We start from the raw sequence: 15,302 nt of genomic DNA on the forward strand, positions 1-15,302 counted from the left end.
ATGGCTATCGTAGAAGTCAAAGTACCGCAACTGTCCGAATCCGTGGCCGAGGCCACCATGCTGACCTGGAAGAAGAAGGCCGGCGAGGCCGTGGCCGTGGACGAGATCCTGATCGAGATCGAAACCGACAAGGTCGTGCTGGAAGTCCCCGCACCGGCTGCCGGCGTGCTGGCGGAAATCGTCCAGGGCGACGGCGCCACCGTGGTGGCCGAACAGCTGATCGCCAGGATCGACACCGAAGGCAAGGCCGGGGCAGCCGCACCTGCTGCAGCAGCGCCTGCGGCGGCAGCGGCACCTGCCGCCGCAGTGGCCGTGGCAGCTGCGGCGACCGGTGGTTCGAAGGCCGATGTGGCCATGCCTGCCGCCGCCAAGCTGCTGGCCGACAACAACCTGTCGGTGGGCGCCGTGGCGGGCACGGGCAAGGATGGCCGCGTGACCAAGGGCGACGTGCTGGCCGCCGTGGCCAGTGGCGTGAAGTCGACGGCCGCCGTGATCCCCACGGGCGTTCCCACCAAGGCGCTGGCGCCGGTGGCGGCACCTTCGTCCACGCTGAACCTGGGCGACCGCCCCGAGCAGCGCGTGCCCATGAGCCGCCTGCGCGCCCGCGTGGCCGAGCGTCTGCTGCAGTCGCAGTCCACCAATGCCATCCTGACCACGTTCAACGAAGTCAACATGGCGCCCGTGATGGAGCTGCGCAAGAAGTTCCAGGACGCGTTCACCAAGGAACACGGCACCAAGCTGGGCTTCATGTCGTTCTTCGTGAAGGCCGCCGTGCATGCGCTCAAGAAGTACCCGGTGCTGAACGCGTCGGTGGATGGCAATGACATCGTGTACCACGGTTACTTCGACATCGGTATCGCCGTGGGCTCGCCCCGTGGCCTGGTGGTACCCATCCTGCGCAACGCCGACCAGATGAGCTTTGCCGACATTGAGAAGAAGATCGCCGAATTCGGCAAGAAGGCGGGCGAAGGCAAGCTGGGCATCGAGGAAATGACCGGCGGCACGTTCTCCATCTCCAATGGCGGCACCTTCGGCTCGATGATGTCCACCCCCATCATCAACCCGCCGCAGTCGGCCATCCTGGGCGTGCATGCCACCAAGGACCGCGCCATGGTCGAAAACGGCCAGGTCGTGGTGCGCCCGATGAACTACCTGGCGATGTCGTATGACCACCGCATCATCGACGGCCGTGAAGCCGTGCTGGGCCTGGTGGCCATGAAGGATGCGCTGGAAGATCCGTCGCGCCTGCTGTTCGACATCTAAGCACTGCAATGCATCGACCCACCTGCGCGGACCGTTTTGCGGTCCGGCCCGCCGGTGGGTCTTTCACCCACTGACTGAGTGAGATTTTTCATGAGCAAACAATTTGACGTCGTCGTGATCGGCGGCGGCCCCGGTGGCTACATCGCTGCCATCCGTGCAGCGCAGCTGGGCATGAACGTGGCCTGCATCGACGAATGGAAGAACGCTGCGGGCGGCCCGGCCCCCGGCGGCACCTGCACCAATGTGGGCTGTATCCCCTCGAAGGCGCTGCTGCAGTCGTCCGAGCATTTCGAGCATGCCAACAAGCACTTTGCCGACCACGGCATCACCGCCACCGGCGTGAAGATGGACGTGGCCAAGATGGTGGCCCGCAAGGACAGCGTGGTCAAGCAGAACAACGATGGCATCCTGTACCTGTTCAAGAAGAACAAGGTCAGCTTCTTCCACGGCCGTGGCTCGTTCGTGAAGGCTGCCGAGGGCGGCGGCTACGAGATCAAGGTGGCCGGCGCTGCCGAAGAGATCCTGGTGGGCAAGCAGGTCATCGTTGCCACCGGCTCCAACGCCCGTGCGTTGCCCGGCGCGGAATTTGATGAAGTGAATATCCTCTCCAACGACGGTGCGCTGCGCATTGGCGCGGTGCCCAAGAAGCTGGCCCTGATCGGTTCGGGCGTGATCGGCCTGGAGATGGGTTCGGTCTGGCGCCGCCTGGGTGCGGAAGTGACGGTGCTGGAAGGTCTGCCCACCTTCCTGGGTGCCGTGGACGAACAGATCGCCAAGGAAGCCAAGAAGGCTTTTGACAAGCAGGGGCTCAAGATCGAGCTCGGCGTGAAAGTCGGCGAGATCAAGAACAGCAAGAAGGGCGTCAGCATCGCCTACACCAACAGCAAGGGTGAAGCCCAGACCCTCGATGCGGACAAGCTCATCATCTCGATTGGCCGCGTTCCCAACACCATTGGCCTGAATGCCGAAGCCGTGGGCCTGCAGCTCGACGAGCGCGGCGCCATCGCTGTGGACGGCGACTGCAAGACCAACCTGCCGGGCGTGTGGGCCGTGGGCGACGTGGTGCGCGGCCCCATGCTGGCGCACAAGGCCGAAGAAGAAGGCGTGGCCGTGGCCGAGCGCATGGCGGGCCAGCACGGCCATGTCAACTTCAACACCATCCCCTGGGTGATCTACACCAGCCCCGAGATCGCCTGGGTGGGCCGCACCGAGCAGCAGCTCAAGGCCGATGGCGTGAAGTACAAGGCCGGCACCTTCCCGTTCCTGGCCAATGGCCGCGCACGCGCGCTGGGCGACACGACGGGCATGGTCAAGTTCCTGGCCGATGCCACCACGGACGAAATCCTGGGTGTGCACATGGTTGGCCCACAGGTCAGCGAACTGATCTCCGAGGCGGTGGTGGCCATGGAGTTCAAGGCCAGTGCGGAAGATATTGCCCGCATCTGCCACGCGCACCCGTCCTTGAGCGAAGCCACCAAGGAAGCCGCCCTGGCGGTGGACAAGCGCACGCTGAACTTCTGATTGTTTTGCGTCGAATCGGCTGCTAGCGCTTGTTTATAAAGCGCTAGCAGCTATTTATTTTATAGCTGCATAGTTGCTGGGCAATTTCAACGTGACTGTCAAACAGACCTATCTCGCAGAACTTGCCGCGAAAGGCTTTCAGAGCGACCCGGCGCAATTGCGCGCGGTGGACGCCTTGCAGCGTTGCGCCCGCGACTGGGCTGCCTACAAGTCGCGCCGCTCCAACGCCCTCAAGAAGATCGTCAACCACCCCGAGGTTCCGCGTGGCGTTTACATGTATGGCGGGGTGGGGCGTGGCAAGAGCTTTCTCATGGATTGCTTTTTCAATGCCGTGCCGCTCAAGCGCAAGGTGCGCCTGCATTTTCACGAGTTCATGCGCGAGGTGCACCGCGAGCTGGCGGCCCTGCAGGGCACGCAGAACCCGCTGGATGTGCTGGGCCGGCGTATCGCCAAGCGCTACAAGCTGATCTGCTTTGATGAGTTTCACGTTGCCGACATCACCGATGCGATGATCCTGCACCGCTTGCTGGCGGCGCTGTTTGACAACGGGGTAGGCTTCGTCACCACCTCCAACTTCAAGCCCGATGGGCTTTATCCCGATGGCTTGCACCGCGACCGCATCCTGCCGGCCATTGCACTGCTGAACGCAAAGCTGGAGGTGGTGAACGTGGACAACGGCACCGACTACCGGCGCCGCACGCTGGAGCAGGTGAAGCTCTATCACACGCCCCTGGGCCCGCAGGCAGATGCCGAGATGAACGCTGCCTTCGATCAGCTGGCCGAAGTGCATGACGAAGACCCGGTGCTGCACATTGAGGCGCGCGAGATCCTGGCGCGGCGCAAGGCGGGGGGCGTGGTGTGGTTTGACTTCAGGACGCTGTGTGGAGGCCCCCGCTCGCAGAACGATTACCTGGAGATCGCCACGCAATTCCACACGGTGTTGCTGTCGGATGTGCCCTACATGCCGGTCAACATGGCGTCGCCTGCGCGGCGCTTTACCTGGCTGGTGGACGTGCTGTATGACCGGCGGGTCAAACTCATTTTGTCGGCCGCCGTGCCGCCAGAACAGCTCTACACCGATGGGCCGCTGGCCCACGAGTTTCCGCGCACGGTGTCTCGGCTCCACGAGATGCAGTCCAAGGAGTTTCTGGCGCTTGATCGCCGCACTGTTGACACGGGACTGACGTAATGAAAAGCGCTTGGGCAATCTGGGGTGTGGTGTGTGTGATGGCTGGGCCTGCCATGGCGCAACCGTCGGCATCTGCGCCGCCGCAAGGCCGCCACAGTGCCGAGCAGGCGCAGCGGCAGGCCGAGCGCGACCGAATCCTCCAGGAGCGCCAAGCCATCATGGCGATCCGCAAGCGTCAGGAGGCCGCGTGCTATCGCCGGTTTGCGGTGGAAGACTGCCTGCGCGACGCGCGGACCGAGGCGCGCAATGCCGAGCTTCCATTGCGCGCGCGCGAGTTGCAGCTCAACGACGCGGAGCGCAAGGAAAAGGCCGCAGAGCGGCTGCGTTCGATTGAAGAAAAGCAGCGCGTGGCGCCGGACCGCTCGCAACCCCAGGGTGCGGCCCGTGGGGCGGGGCGTCCGGCCACCGGTGTGGAAGATTTGCGCACGCAGCACCAACGCGAGGCGCAACACAGGGCGCAGCAGCAGCGCAGCCGCCAGGAGTCCCATGCTGCCGGCAAGGAACAGCGCGCCACGCAAAGCGCTGAACGCGCGGCCGCCGCGCGCGCGCGCCATGCTGAAAATGTGAAATCGGCGCAGGAGCGGCGCGAACGACTGCAGAAAATGCAGGCCGAAGCAGCCGCCGCAGGGCGCAAGCCGGCTGCACCCTTGCCCGCCTCTTCAGGGCTTCCGTCCGCTCAGCCCTGAGCGTGGTGGGGCGCTGATGGCTTGCACGCGCCAGGTGCGTGCGCTTGGGCGCTGTGCGCTTCAGGCGTTTCCGGCGGACAGTGGGACCAGTCGTCCGATCTTCCTTTCTTCGACCAGGGTCTCGATCTTCACAATGACCAGCGACAGGTTGTCGCCGCCGCCGCGTGCGCGGGAGCGCGCCTTGTCGATCAGGAATTCGGTGGCCTCGCGCGGCGACAGCGAATCCACCACCGAGGCCAGTTCGGTGGGGGAAAAATAGTGCCACACGCCATCGCTGCAGGCGAGCAGGACATCGCCCGGCCGCAATTGCTGGATGGTGTGGGTGGTGATGGGCGGGTCGCTTTCGGTGCCCAGGCAGCCCACCAGAATGTTGGAGTGCGGGTGGATGTTGGCTTCGGCTTCGGTCAACTCGCCGCGATCGACCAGGGCCTGAACATACGAGTGGTCACTCGAGCGAAAGGTCAGCCTGGCCCCCTCGAAGTGGTAGATGCGCGAATCGCCTGCATGGACCCAGTGGCAGTCCCCGCGGGGGTTGATCAGGAAAGCCGCGATCGTGCTGTGCGGTTCCTGCTCGGATGAAATGGCCGTGAGGCGGATGACGATGTGGGCCTCTTCCACCATGTTCTTGAGCATGGCGGCGGGGTCGTCGGTTTCCGGCGAGTACCGTTCGAACAGCTGGCGTGCCGTCATCATCACCTGGTCGGAGGCCTTGCGCCCGCCACTGCGCCCGCCCATGCCATCGGCAATCACACCGAGCACGCATCCGTTGTAGCGGTCGTGCGAGATCAGGGCCACCTGGTCTTGCTGGTATTCACGGTCACCCTTGTGGATGCCGGTCGATGCGATGAGGCGGAACGCTTTGGTCATGCTGGTGATTGTGGGGGGCGGCGGCGCAAATACCCATCGGTGAGGCGTGTCGGAGCGCGTATTATCCGCTCGCGTGTGGCATTTTTGCCATGCCCATGGGCGCATGGCGCCGCCACCGCCTTGAAATCGAACCACCACTCCTTGCCCCGCCAACTGATAGATCTGCGCATCGCCCATGCCGATCTGGACGCCCGCATCGACCACGGCGCGCGGGAGGCGGCGCCTGACGAGTTTTCGCTCAGGCGCCTGAAGAAGCGCCGCCTCGCATTGCGCGATGCAATCGACCGCCTGGAGCGTGCGCTCCAGCCCCAAGAACCTGCGTGATGGGTCTTGCGGACGCAGTGCATGCGGCATTCCAACCCGAAGGGGTGCTGTCGCGAACGGAGGGCCACTACCGCGCGCGCGCGGGGCAGATACGCATGGCGGATGCGGTGGCCAGAACCATCGAGCTCGGTGGCGCCCTGGTGGTCGAAGCCGGCACGGGCGTTGGCAAGACCTTTGCCTACCTGGTTCCGGCGCTGCTCAGTGGCGAGCGGGTGTTGCTTTCCACGGCCACCAAGGCCTTGCAGGACCAGCTTTTTGCCCGGGACCTGCCTCAGCTGGTCTCTGCATTGGGCTTGCCGGTACGCACGGCACTGCTCAAGGGGCGGGGGAGTTACCTGTGCCTGCACCGCATGGAACAGGCACGGCAGGACACCGCGCTGCACGATCGCAACGTGCAGCGGGTGCTGGCGAAGGTGGAGGTCTGGTCGCACAGCACGCGCTCGGGTGATCTGGCGGAATTGCCAGGTCTTGACGAGCGATCGCCCGTCATCGCGCTGATCACCTCCACCCGTGAAAACTGTCTGGGCGTGGCGTGCTCTCGCTTTCGCCAGTGCCATGTGCACATCGCCCGGCGTGAAGCGCTGGCCGCCGATGTGGTGGTGATCAACCACCACCTGTTCTTTGCCGACGTGGCCGTGCGGGAGTCGGGTATGGCCGAGTTGCTGCCGACTGTGCGGGTCGTGGTGTTGGATGAGGCACACCAGATCAATGAAATCGGTGTGCAGTTTCTCGGCACGCACCTGTCCACAGGGCAATGGTTGGATTATTCCCGTGATCTGCTGGCGACAGGTTTGCAGCACGTCCGCGGCCTTGCGGACTGGAGCACCCTGGCGGCACACCTGGAGCGGGCGTGTGGCGATCTGCGTATTGCCGTGGGACCGAGGGGGCCCGGCGCCAAGCTGCGCTGGACTGGCGAAGTGCCCGAAACCGTCACGCCTGCAGGCTGGCATGCGGCCCTTCGGGGCATGGCATCGGCGTGCGCGCAAGCGATGGAAGCGCTGGACCCTTTGAGCGAGGTGTCCCCTGATCTCGTCCGGCTGTATGAGCGTGGCTCGGAACTGTTGGCGCGCCTGGGGCGGTTTGCAGCGCCCTGCAGTCCGGACGCCGTGCGCTGGCTGGACGTGGGCGGCCAGCTGCGGCTGGTGGAGTCGCCGCTGGATATCGCGCAGACGATGCAAACCCGCGTGCTTGTTGCGCCCGCTGAATCCGACGCCGCAAAAGATGACGGCGACGGATGGCCGGCCCCCGCGCAGCATGCGGGCCGGGCCTGGATTTTCACGTCCGCCACCCTGGGGGACGATGCCGGGCTGACATGGTTCACCGAGCGCTGTGGCCTGCCGAACGCTGAAATACTGCGTGTTGACAGCCCGTTCGACTATGCATCCCAGGCGGCGCTGTATGTGCCCCGGCAGTTGCCAGAGCCGTCTGATCCCGGCCATGGCCTGGCAGTGGCCGGGCTGGCTGGAGCGGCTGCCAGCCGCCTTGGTGGGCGCACGCTGGTTCTGACCACGACGCTCAAGGCCCTGCGCGCCATCGGTGATGCGTTGCAGGCCCGTTTCAGCACCCTGGAAGGGCCGGAGGTGCTGGTGCAGGGCGACCGGCCCAAGCGCCAACTCATGCAGCGCTTTCGCGAGGGCGCCTCTGGCGGCGGGCGGGGTTGCGTGCTGGTGGCTTCGGCCTCCTTCTGGGAGGGCTTTGATGTGCCTGGCGATGCCTTGCAGCTGGTGGTCATCGACAAGCTGCCTTTTCCACCCCCTGGCGACCCGCTGATAGAGGCACGCAGCCAGCGCATCAAAGCCGCTGGCGGTCGCCCGTTTCAGATGGTTGCCGTGCCCGAGGCGGCTGTTGCGCTCAAGCAAGGCGCAGGGCGGTTGATCCGGAGGGAATCAGACCGCGGTGTGCTGGTCGTGTGCGACACGCGGTTGGCCACCATGGGCTATGGCAAACGGCTGATGCGCGCGCTGCCGCCCATGCGCGTTCTTGAAAACCCAGAGGGATTGGAGGCCGCGCTGGATGCGCTTACCAGAACTTCCACCACGGATTGGACCTGGTCGTGACGGTACCCGTGGCGTAAGCGCCCTGGGGGTAGGAGGCTTGCATGACCCGGCGGGCATCATCACGCAGCTGGGTCATTCCCAGTGCATCGTAGGACTGGATCAGGATGTACAGGGCTTCTTCAAGTGCGGGAACACCCTGGTAGTCGGCCAGTGCAGCCTGGGCGCGGCCGATGGCCGCCACATAGGCACCGCGCTGGAAGTAGTAGCGGGCAACGTGGACTTCATACTGGGCCAGCGAATTGACGATGTAGGTCATGCGCTGGCGAGCGTCTTTTGCGTAGCGCGAATCAGGGAACCGTGTCGCCAGTTCGCTGAACGACTCGAAGGAATCCTTTGCGGCTTTCTGGTCGCGTTCGGAGAGATCCTGCTGGGAGATCCATGAAAAAAGACCCAGGTTGTCGTTGAAGTTGACCAGGCCTTTGAGGTACAGCGCGTAATCGAGCGCAGGACTTGCGGGGTGCAACTTCATGAAGCGGTCCAGCGTGGCGATGGCCTGCGCCTTTTCACCGCCCTTGTACTGCGCATAGGCTTTGTCCAGCTGGGCCTGCTGGGCCAGGGGCGTACCTGCCGCACGGCCCTCCAGTTTTTCAAGCAGGGGCACGGCCTTGTCGAAAGCGCCGCCGCTCAACTCGTCCTTGGCTTCCGAGTAAATGCGGTTGGGGCTCCAGCCCGCTGTCTTGTCTTCCGGAGTGCTTGAACAGCCCGCGAGCAAGCCGGCGGTCAGCAGGGCAGTGATAAAAGGCAGGGGGGCACGCAGCATTGCAGGCAGCTTTCAGACAAAAAGTGAACGTGTGTCCCGTGAGGCGCTGCACCGGCGGTCGCACCGGCATGGTACGGCTTGGCCCGCGGCGCAATCTCAACCGACACCGGCATTGTACCGACGGTGCCTGCCGGGTCCCGTTTGCCTGAAACGGCTATTGCACGAGCCGGGCCAGGTGGGCTTCCTACAATGGAGCCCATGTTTGTACACCTGCGCCTGCACACCGAATTTTCCGTCGTTGACGGCACCAATCGCATCGATGACCTGGCCAAGGCAGCGGCCAAGGATGGCCAGCCTGCATTGGCCATCACCGACCTCAACAACCTTTTTGGCGCCATCAAGTTCTACAAGGAGATGCGCGGCAAAGGCGTCAAGCCGATTCTGGGCGCTGAAATCTTTCTGGAAGGCGAGGCGGGTGCAGCGCCGTCGCGCATGCTGGTGCTGGTGCAGGGGCGCCAGGGCTATCTGAATCTGTCCGAATTGCTGGCACGCGCCTGGACCCGCAATGTGTCCAAAACCCACGCCGTCTGCACCTGGGAGTGGCTGGAGGAACTGGGCGAAGGGCTGATCGCGATCTCGGGCGCCCAGGCAGGAGCGGTGGGGCAGGCCCTCATGAAAGGCGATGACGCCGGGGCGGCGCGTCTGGCGTTGCGGCTGGCGGGCATCTTTCCCCACCGTTTCTACGTGGAGTTGCAACGGGCCGGCCGTGCCGACGACGAGGCCCATGTGGTGGCGGCTGTGCAGCTGGCGGCACGGCTGCATCTGCCTGTGGTGGCCACGCATCCCGTGCAGTTCGCCACTGCGGACGATTACGAGGCCCATGAGGCGCGGGTGTGCATTGCCGAGGGCGAGATCCTGGGCAACCAGCGTCGGGTGCGCAAGTTCACGCGCGAGCAGTATTTCAAGTCGTCGGCGCAGATGCAGGCGCTGTTTGAGGACCTGCCCGCCGCGCTGGCCAATTCGGTGGAGATTGCCCGTCGTTGCAACATCACCCTGGTGCTGGGAAAGCCCCAGCTCCCCAATTTTCCCATTCCCCCCGTGAATGGGCAGGTGCTGTCGGTGGAGGACTACTTTCGCCATGTGTCCTTCGAGGGGCTGGAGGAGCGCCTTCGGCTTCTTTTTCCCGACGAGACCCGGCGCAATGGGCAGCGACCCCGCTATGTGGAGCGGCTGGAGTTCGAGCTCAACACCATTCTCAAAATGGGGTTTCCCGGCTACTTTCTGATTGTGGGGGACTTCATTCAATGGGCCAAGACGCACGGCTGTCCCGTGGGGCCGGGCCGGGGTTCCGGCGCGGGGTCGCTGGTGGCCTACGCACTCAAGATCACCGATCTGGACCCGCTGGAATACAACCTGCTGTTCGAGCGTTTCCTGAACCCGGAGCGGGTGTCCATGCCCGACTTCGACATTGACTTTTGCCAGGCGAACCGCGACCGCGTGATCGACTATGTGAAGGACAAATACGGCAAGGATGCCGTCAGCCAGATTGCCACTTTCGGCACCATGGCCGCCAAGGCCGCCATCCGCGACGTGGGCCGGGTGATGGACATGAGCTACACCTTTTGTGACGGTATTTCCAAGCTGGTGCCCAACAAGCCGGGGCAGTCCTACACCCTGCAATACCCGCCCGAGACCAAGAAGGAGGGGGACAAGAACAACTACGCGCTGGAGCTGGAGCCCCTGCTCTACGAGCGGGTGCGCAAGGAGGACGACGTCAAGACCATCATCGAGATGGCGCAGAAGCTCGAAGGCATGACGCGCAATATCGGCATGCACGCCGGGGGTGTGCTGATCGCGCCGGGCAAGCTCACCGATTTTTGCCCGCTGTACCAGCAACCGGGCAGCGAATCGGCCGTGAGCCAGTACGACAAGGACGATGTGGAGGCCATCGGCCTCGTGAAGTTCGACTTTCTGGGCCTGGCCACGCTCACCATCCTGGAGATCGCGCGCGAGTTCATCATCCAGCGCCACAAGGGCCAGGAGAACTTCGCTTTCGAAACCATTCCGCTGGACGATGGTCCTACCTACCGGCTGTTCTCCGATGGCAAGACCGAGGCCGTTTTCCAGTTTGAAAGCCGCGGCATGCAGGGCATGCTCAAAGAGGCGCGACCCAGCCGTCTGGAGGATTTGATCGCCCTGAATGCCCTGTACCGCCCTGGTCCCATGGACCTGATACCCAGCTTCGTGAACCGCAAGCACGGCAAGGAGGTGGTGGAGTACCCGCACCCGCTGGTGGAGCCCGTGCTGGCAGAGACCTACGGGATCATGGTGTACCAGGAGCAGGTGATGCAGACCGCCCAGGTACTGGGCGGCTACAGCCTGGGCGGCGCCGACATGCTGCGCCGTGCGATGGGCAAGAAAAAAGCGGAGGAGATGGCCGAACACCGCGCCATCTTTCGCAAGGGCGCTGCCGAAAAGAGCATCAGCCAGGAGAAGGCGGACGAGGTTTTCGACCTGATGGAGAAGTTCGCGGGCTATGGCTTCAACAAGTCGCACGCCGCCGCCTACTCGCTGCTGGCCTACCACACGGGCTGGCTCAAGGTGCACTACACGGCGGAGTTCTTCTGCGCCAACATGACCGTGGAAATGGACGACACCGACAAGCTCAAGGTGCTGTTCGAGGATGCGGTCAAGAACTTCGGGATGACCTTCGAACCCCCAGACGTGAACCGGGGCGTGTACCGGTTCGAGCCTGTGACCGACAAGGTGATCCGTTACGGCCTGGGTGCCGTCAAGGGAACGGGGCAGCAGGCCATCGAGGCCATCGTCGCCGCCCGTGAGGGACGGGGCGAGGGGCCGCAGGGCTCCACCACCGGCCCCTTCAAGAGCCTGTTCGATTTTTGCGTACGGGTAGACCGGGCACGCCTGAACAAGCGCACGGTCGAGGCGCTCATCAAGGCAGGGGCGTTTGATGCGCTCCATCTCAACCGTGCCGCGCTGGTCGCTTCGATCGACCGGGCTTTTGACTTTGCCGCGGCCACGCTGGCCAACGTGAACCAGGGTGGGCTCTTTGACATGATGGGCGAAGACGCCCACGGATCGAGCACGCAGGAGCCCGATCTGGTCGACGCAGTGCCCTGGGGCATCAAGGAGCGACTCACCCAGGAGAAAACGGCGGTCGGCTTCTACCTGTCGGGCCACCTGTTTGACGAGGTGGCGCAGGAGGTGCGCCGTTTCGTGCGCACGCAGATCGATGAATTGCTGGACAGCCGCGAGCCCCAGGTTTTGGCCGGCATCGTCAGTGACTTCAGGGTGATCAACGGCCAGCGGGGCAAGCTGGGTCTGTTCCGCCTCGATGACAAATCCGGCGTGCTGGAGGCCTCTGCCGACGAGGCCTTGCTCAACACCTACCGTAACCAGCTCAAGGAAGATGAGTTCGTGGTGATGATGGGCCGCCTGCAGCTCGACCACTTCAGTGGCGGGCTGCGGGTGAAGGTGCAGCAGGTGTGGGACATGGCCGGAGCGCGCGCCCGGTTTGGCAAATACCTGCATGTCGTGGTGGGTGATAAATCCCCTGACGTACCAGGTCTGGTGCGGGAGTTCCCTCCACGCCGGGAGGAGTCGGAGCAGGGCGATCTGCTGCACGGGCTGCGCGTGCGCATGGGGGTGCGCTGCGTGGCAGAGCAGGGGGCCGCGGTGGCCGAACTCCAATTGGGTGACGCCAGCCGCTTTTACCCTACCGATGCCGCGCTGGCGGCCTGGAGCGCAGGGGTGGGAACCGGCTCGGCCACGGTGATCTATGAGTGACCCCTGGATGGGGCGGCGTGCATGCGCCGGCGGTTGTAAAAACCGCAATCGTCCTCAGATGACACCGGCTGCAGTGCAACGAATGCATCGCTAGAATGAATTTCATGGCAACAAAACCACCTTCTCCCCCCACCGCGCTGCCCTCCACCCGGCCAGCACAGGATGATGGCGGTTCGGTCGTGCTCGAAAGACGCGCGCAAAAGACCCAGCCGCCCCATATGTACCAGGTGGTCATGCTCAATGACGACTACACGCCCATGGAGTTCGTGATCGTGGTGCTGCAGGAGTTTTTCAGCAAAGACCGCGAACAGGCCACCCAGATCATGCTGAAGATCCACCTCGACGGCAAAGGCGTGTGCGGCGTGTATTCCCGCGATGTGGCCGCCACCAAGGTGGACCAGGTGCTGGAGGCCGCGCTCAAGGCCGGCCACCCCCTGCAATGTGTGAGTGAGCCTGTTGAATAACGGGTTTCTCATCCCGATCTAAAGTTATCCCTTCCACGCAAGCACAAAGGAGTTCACATGATTGCCCAGGAACTGGAAGTCAGCTTGCACATGGCCTTTGTTGAGGCCCGCCAGCAGCGCCACGAGTTCATCACCGTGGAGCATCTGTTGCTTGCACTGCTCGACAATCCCAGCGCAGCGGAGGTGCTGCGCGCATGTTCGGCCAACATCGATGATCTGCGTTCATCGCTGTCGAATTTCATCAAAGACAACACGCCGCAGGTCGCAGGGTCTGACGAGGTGGACACCCAACCCACGCTGGGCTTCCAGCGGGTGATCCAGCGTGCCATCATGCACGTGCAATCCACGGGGAACGGCAAGAAAGAGGTGACGGGTGCCAACGTGCTCGTGGCCATCTTCGGAGAAAAGGATTCGCATGCGGTGTATTACCTGCACCAGCAGGGCGTGACGCGCCTCGATGTGGTCAACTTCATCGCCCATGGCATCAAGAAGGGCGAGCCGCCAGAGCCCGCCAAGGCCGAGAACCAGGCCGAGGGGGAAGAGGGTGGCAGCTCCGAACGCAACGAGAAAGCATCGCCGCTGGAGCAGTTCACCCAGAACCTGAACCAGCTCGCCAAGGACGGCAAGATCGACCCGCTGATTGGCCGGCACTACGAGGTGGAGCGCACGATCCAGATCCTGTGCCGCCGCCGCAAGAACAACCCGCTGCTGGTGGGCGAGGCGGGCGTGGGCAAGACCGCGATTGCCGAGGGCCTGGCCTGGCGCATCACGCAGAACGACGTGCCCGAGATCCTGGCAGAGGCCACGGTGTACTCGCTGGACATGGGCGCGCTGCTGGCGGGTACCAAGTACCGCGGTGATTTCGAGCAGCGCCTCAAGGGCGTGCTCAAGTCGCTCAAGGACAAGCCCAACGCGATTCTGTTCATTGACGAGATTCACACCCTGATTGGTGCCGGCGCGGCGTCGGGTGGCACGCTCGATGCATCCAACCTGCTCAAGCCGGCGCTCTCCAGCGGCCAGCTCAAGTGCATCGGTGCGACCACCTTCACGGAATACCGTGGCATCTTCGAAAAAGACGCGGCACTGTCGCGCCGTTTCCAGAAGGTGGACGTGGTCGAGCCCACCGTGGCCGAGACCATCGACATCCTCAAGGGTCTCAAGTCGCGCTTCGAAGAACACCACAGCGTGAAATACGCGGCGGCCGCCCTGCAGGCTGCGGCCGAGTTGAGCGCCAAGTACATCAACGACCGCCACCTGCCCGACAAGGCGATCGACGTGATCGACGAAGCCGGCGCTGCCCAGCGCATCCTGGTGCCCAGCAAGCGCAAGAAGACCATCGGCAAGGCCGAGATCGAAGAGATCGTGGCCAAGATTGCGCGCATTCCGCCCGCCAACGTGTCCAACGACGACCGCGGCAAGCTCCAGACGCTGGAGCGCGACCTCAAGAGCGTGGTGTTCGGCCAGGACAAGGCGCTTGAAGTGCTCGCCAGCTCCGTGAAGATGGCGCGCTCGGGCCTGGGCAAGGGCGACAAGCCGATTGGCTCGTTCCTGTTCAGCGGTCCCACCGGCGTCGGCAAGACCGAGGCGGCCAAGCAGCTCGCCTACATCATGGGCATCGAGCTGATCCGCTTCGACATGTCGGAGTACATGGAGCGCCACGCCGTGAGCCGCCTGATCGGTGCGCCTCCGGGCTACGTGGGCTTTGACCAGGGTGGCCTGCTCACCGAGGCCATCACCAAGAAGCCGCACGCGGTGCTGCTGCTCGACGAGATCGAGAAGGCGCACCCGGACATCTTCAACGTGCTGCTGCAGGTCATGGACCATGGCACGCTGACGGACAACAACGGCCGCAAGGCCGACTTCCGCAACGTGCTCATCATCATGACCACCAACGCGGGCGCCGAGACCATGAACAAGGCGACCATAGGCTTCACCAACCCGCGCCAGGCGGGCGACGAGATGGGCGACATCAAGCGCCTGTTCACGCCCGAGTTCCGCAACCGGCTGGATGCCATCGTCAACTTCAAGGCGCTTGACGAGCAGATCATCCTGCGCGTGGTGGACAAGTTTCTGCTGCAGCTGGAGACGCAACTGGCCGAGAAGAAGGTCGAGGTCACCTTCACCGACCAGCTGCGCAAGCACCTGGCCAAGAAGGGCTTCGACCCGCTGATGGGCGCACGCCCGATGCAGCGCCTGATCCAGGACACCATCCGCCGGGCGCTGGCCGACGAACTGCTGTTTGGCCGCCTGACCGAAGGCGGGCGTCTCACGGTGGACATCGAGCTCAAGACCGATGACAAGGGCGTGGAAACGTCCGAGGTGCTGCTGGACATCCAGCCGCTGCCTAAGAAAGAGCGCTCGGCCAAGTCCGAACCCGCCGAACCCGAGGAAGCCACGGCGGATTGACGCAGTGCAGTGGCTGCG

The 15,302-nt window shown here is 64.0% G+C and carries 11 protein-coding genes; 9 read left to right on the forward strand and 2 right to left on the reverse strand.

Going from position 1 to position 15,302, the window contains the following annotated elements; genetic code table 11:
• The 4 genes from odhB to AC1Q5S_RS00545 all read left to right on the forward strand — a co-directional run bounded on the left by odhB (position 1) and on the right by AC1Q5S_RS00545 (position 4,659).
• Positions 1–1,263 (forward strand): 2-oxoglutarate dehydrogenase complex dihydrolipoyllysine-residue succinyltransferase, encoded by a 1,263-nt coding sequence (odhB, locus tag AC1Q5S_RS00530; protein WP_492238209.1) that lies wholly within the window; start codon positions 1–3, stop codon positions 1,261–1,263.
• Positions 1,264–1,353: 90 nt separating this feature from the next.
• Entirely contained in the window at positions 1,354–2,784 is a 1,431-nt protein-coding gene (gene lpdA, locus AC1Q5S_RS00535; RefSeq protein ID WP_492238210.1) for a dihydrolipoyl dehydrogenase, read from the forward strand.
• Between the two features lie 91 nt (positions 2,785–2,875).
• Positions 2,876–3,973, forward strand: coding sequence for a cell division protein ZapE (gene zapE, locus AC1Q5S_RS00540; RefSeq protein ID WP_303834952.1), 1,098 nt, complete (start codon positions 2,876–2,878; stop codon positions 3,971–3,973).
• The gene (locus AC1Q5S_RS00545) at positions 3,973–4,659 is read left to right on the forward strand and encodes a hypothetical protein (RefSeq protein ID WP_492238211.1); all 687 of its coding nucleotides are present in this window, start codon (positions 3,973–3,975) and stop codon (positions 4,657–4,659) included. The genes zapE and AC1Q5S_RS00545 overlap by 1 nt, the downstream gene beginning before the upstream one ends.
• Before the next feature lie 60 nt (positions 4,660–4,719).
• Here AC1Q5S_RS00545 and AC1Q5S_RS00550 read toward each other — a convergent pair whose 3' ends face one another.
• Positions 4,720–5,526, reverse strand: coding sequence for a PP2C family protein-serine/threonine phosphatase (locus AC1Q5S_RS00550; protein ID WP_303834955.1), 807 nt, complete (start codon positions 5,524–5,526; stop codon positions 4,720–4,722).
• Between the two features lie 120 nt (positions 5,527–5,646).
• On the opposite strand from AC1Q5S_RS00550, the gene AC1Q5S_RS00555 reads away from it, so the two are divergent.
• Positions 5,647–5,850, forward strand: coding sequence for a YdcH family protein (locus tag AC1Q5S_RS00555; protein ID WP_303834957.1), 204 nt, complete (start codon positions 5,647–5,649; stop codon positions 5,848–5,850).
• Positions 5,850–7,907, forward strand: coding sequence for a DNA repair helicase YoaA (yoaA, locus tag AC1Q5S_RS00560; protein ID WP_492238212.1), 2,058 nt, complete (start codon positions 5,850–5,852; stop codon positions 7,905–7,907). Before AC1Q5S_RS00555 ends, yoaA begins: the two co-directional genes overlap by 1 nt.
• Here the strand turns inward: yoaA and AC1Q5S_RS00565 are convergent.
• Positions 7,870–8,667, reverse strand: coding sequence for an outer membrane protein assembly factor BamD (locus tag AC1Q5S_RS00565; protein ID WP_303834961.1), 798 nt, complete (start codon positions 8,665–8,667; stop codon positions 7,870–7,872). The genes yoaA and AC1Q5S_RS00565 overlap by 38 nt on opposite strands.
• A 198-nt stretch (positions 8,668–8,865) precedes the next feature.
• On the opposite strand from AC1Q5S_RS00565, the gene dnaE reads away from it, so the two are divergent.
• The 3 genes from dnaE to clpA all read left to right on the forward strand — a co-directional run bounded on the left by dnaE (position 8,866) and on the right by clpA (position 15,284).
• The gene (gene dnaE, locus AC1Q5S_RS00570) at positions 8,866–12,414 is read left to right on the forward strand and encodes a DNA polymerase III subunit alpha (RefSeq protein ID WP_303834963.1); all 3,549 of its coding nucleotides are present in this window, start codon (positions 8,866–8,868) and stop codon (positions 12,412–12,414) included.
• A gap of 95 nt (positions 12,415–12,509) precedes the next feature.
• Positions 12,510–12,878 (forward strand): ATP-dependent Clp protease adapter ClpS, encoded by a 369-nt coding sequence (gene clpS, locus AC1Q5S_RS00575; RefSeq protein ID WP_092696693.1) that lies wholly within the window; start codon positions 12,510–12,512, stop codon positions 12,876–12,878.
• A gap of 57 nt (positions 12,879–12,935) precedes the next feature.
• Positions 12,936–15,284, forward strand: a complete 2,349-nt coding sequence (gene clpA / locus AC1Q5S_RS00580; RefSeq protein WP_303834964.1) for an ATP-dependent Clp protease ATP-binding subunit ClpA — start codon at positions 12,936–12,938, stop codon at positions 15,282–15,284.
• The last annotated feature ends 18 nt before the right edge of the window (positions 15,285–15,302 follow it).

This window comes from Acidovorax sp. GW835-FHT14B10 (assembly GCF_058793725.1).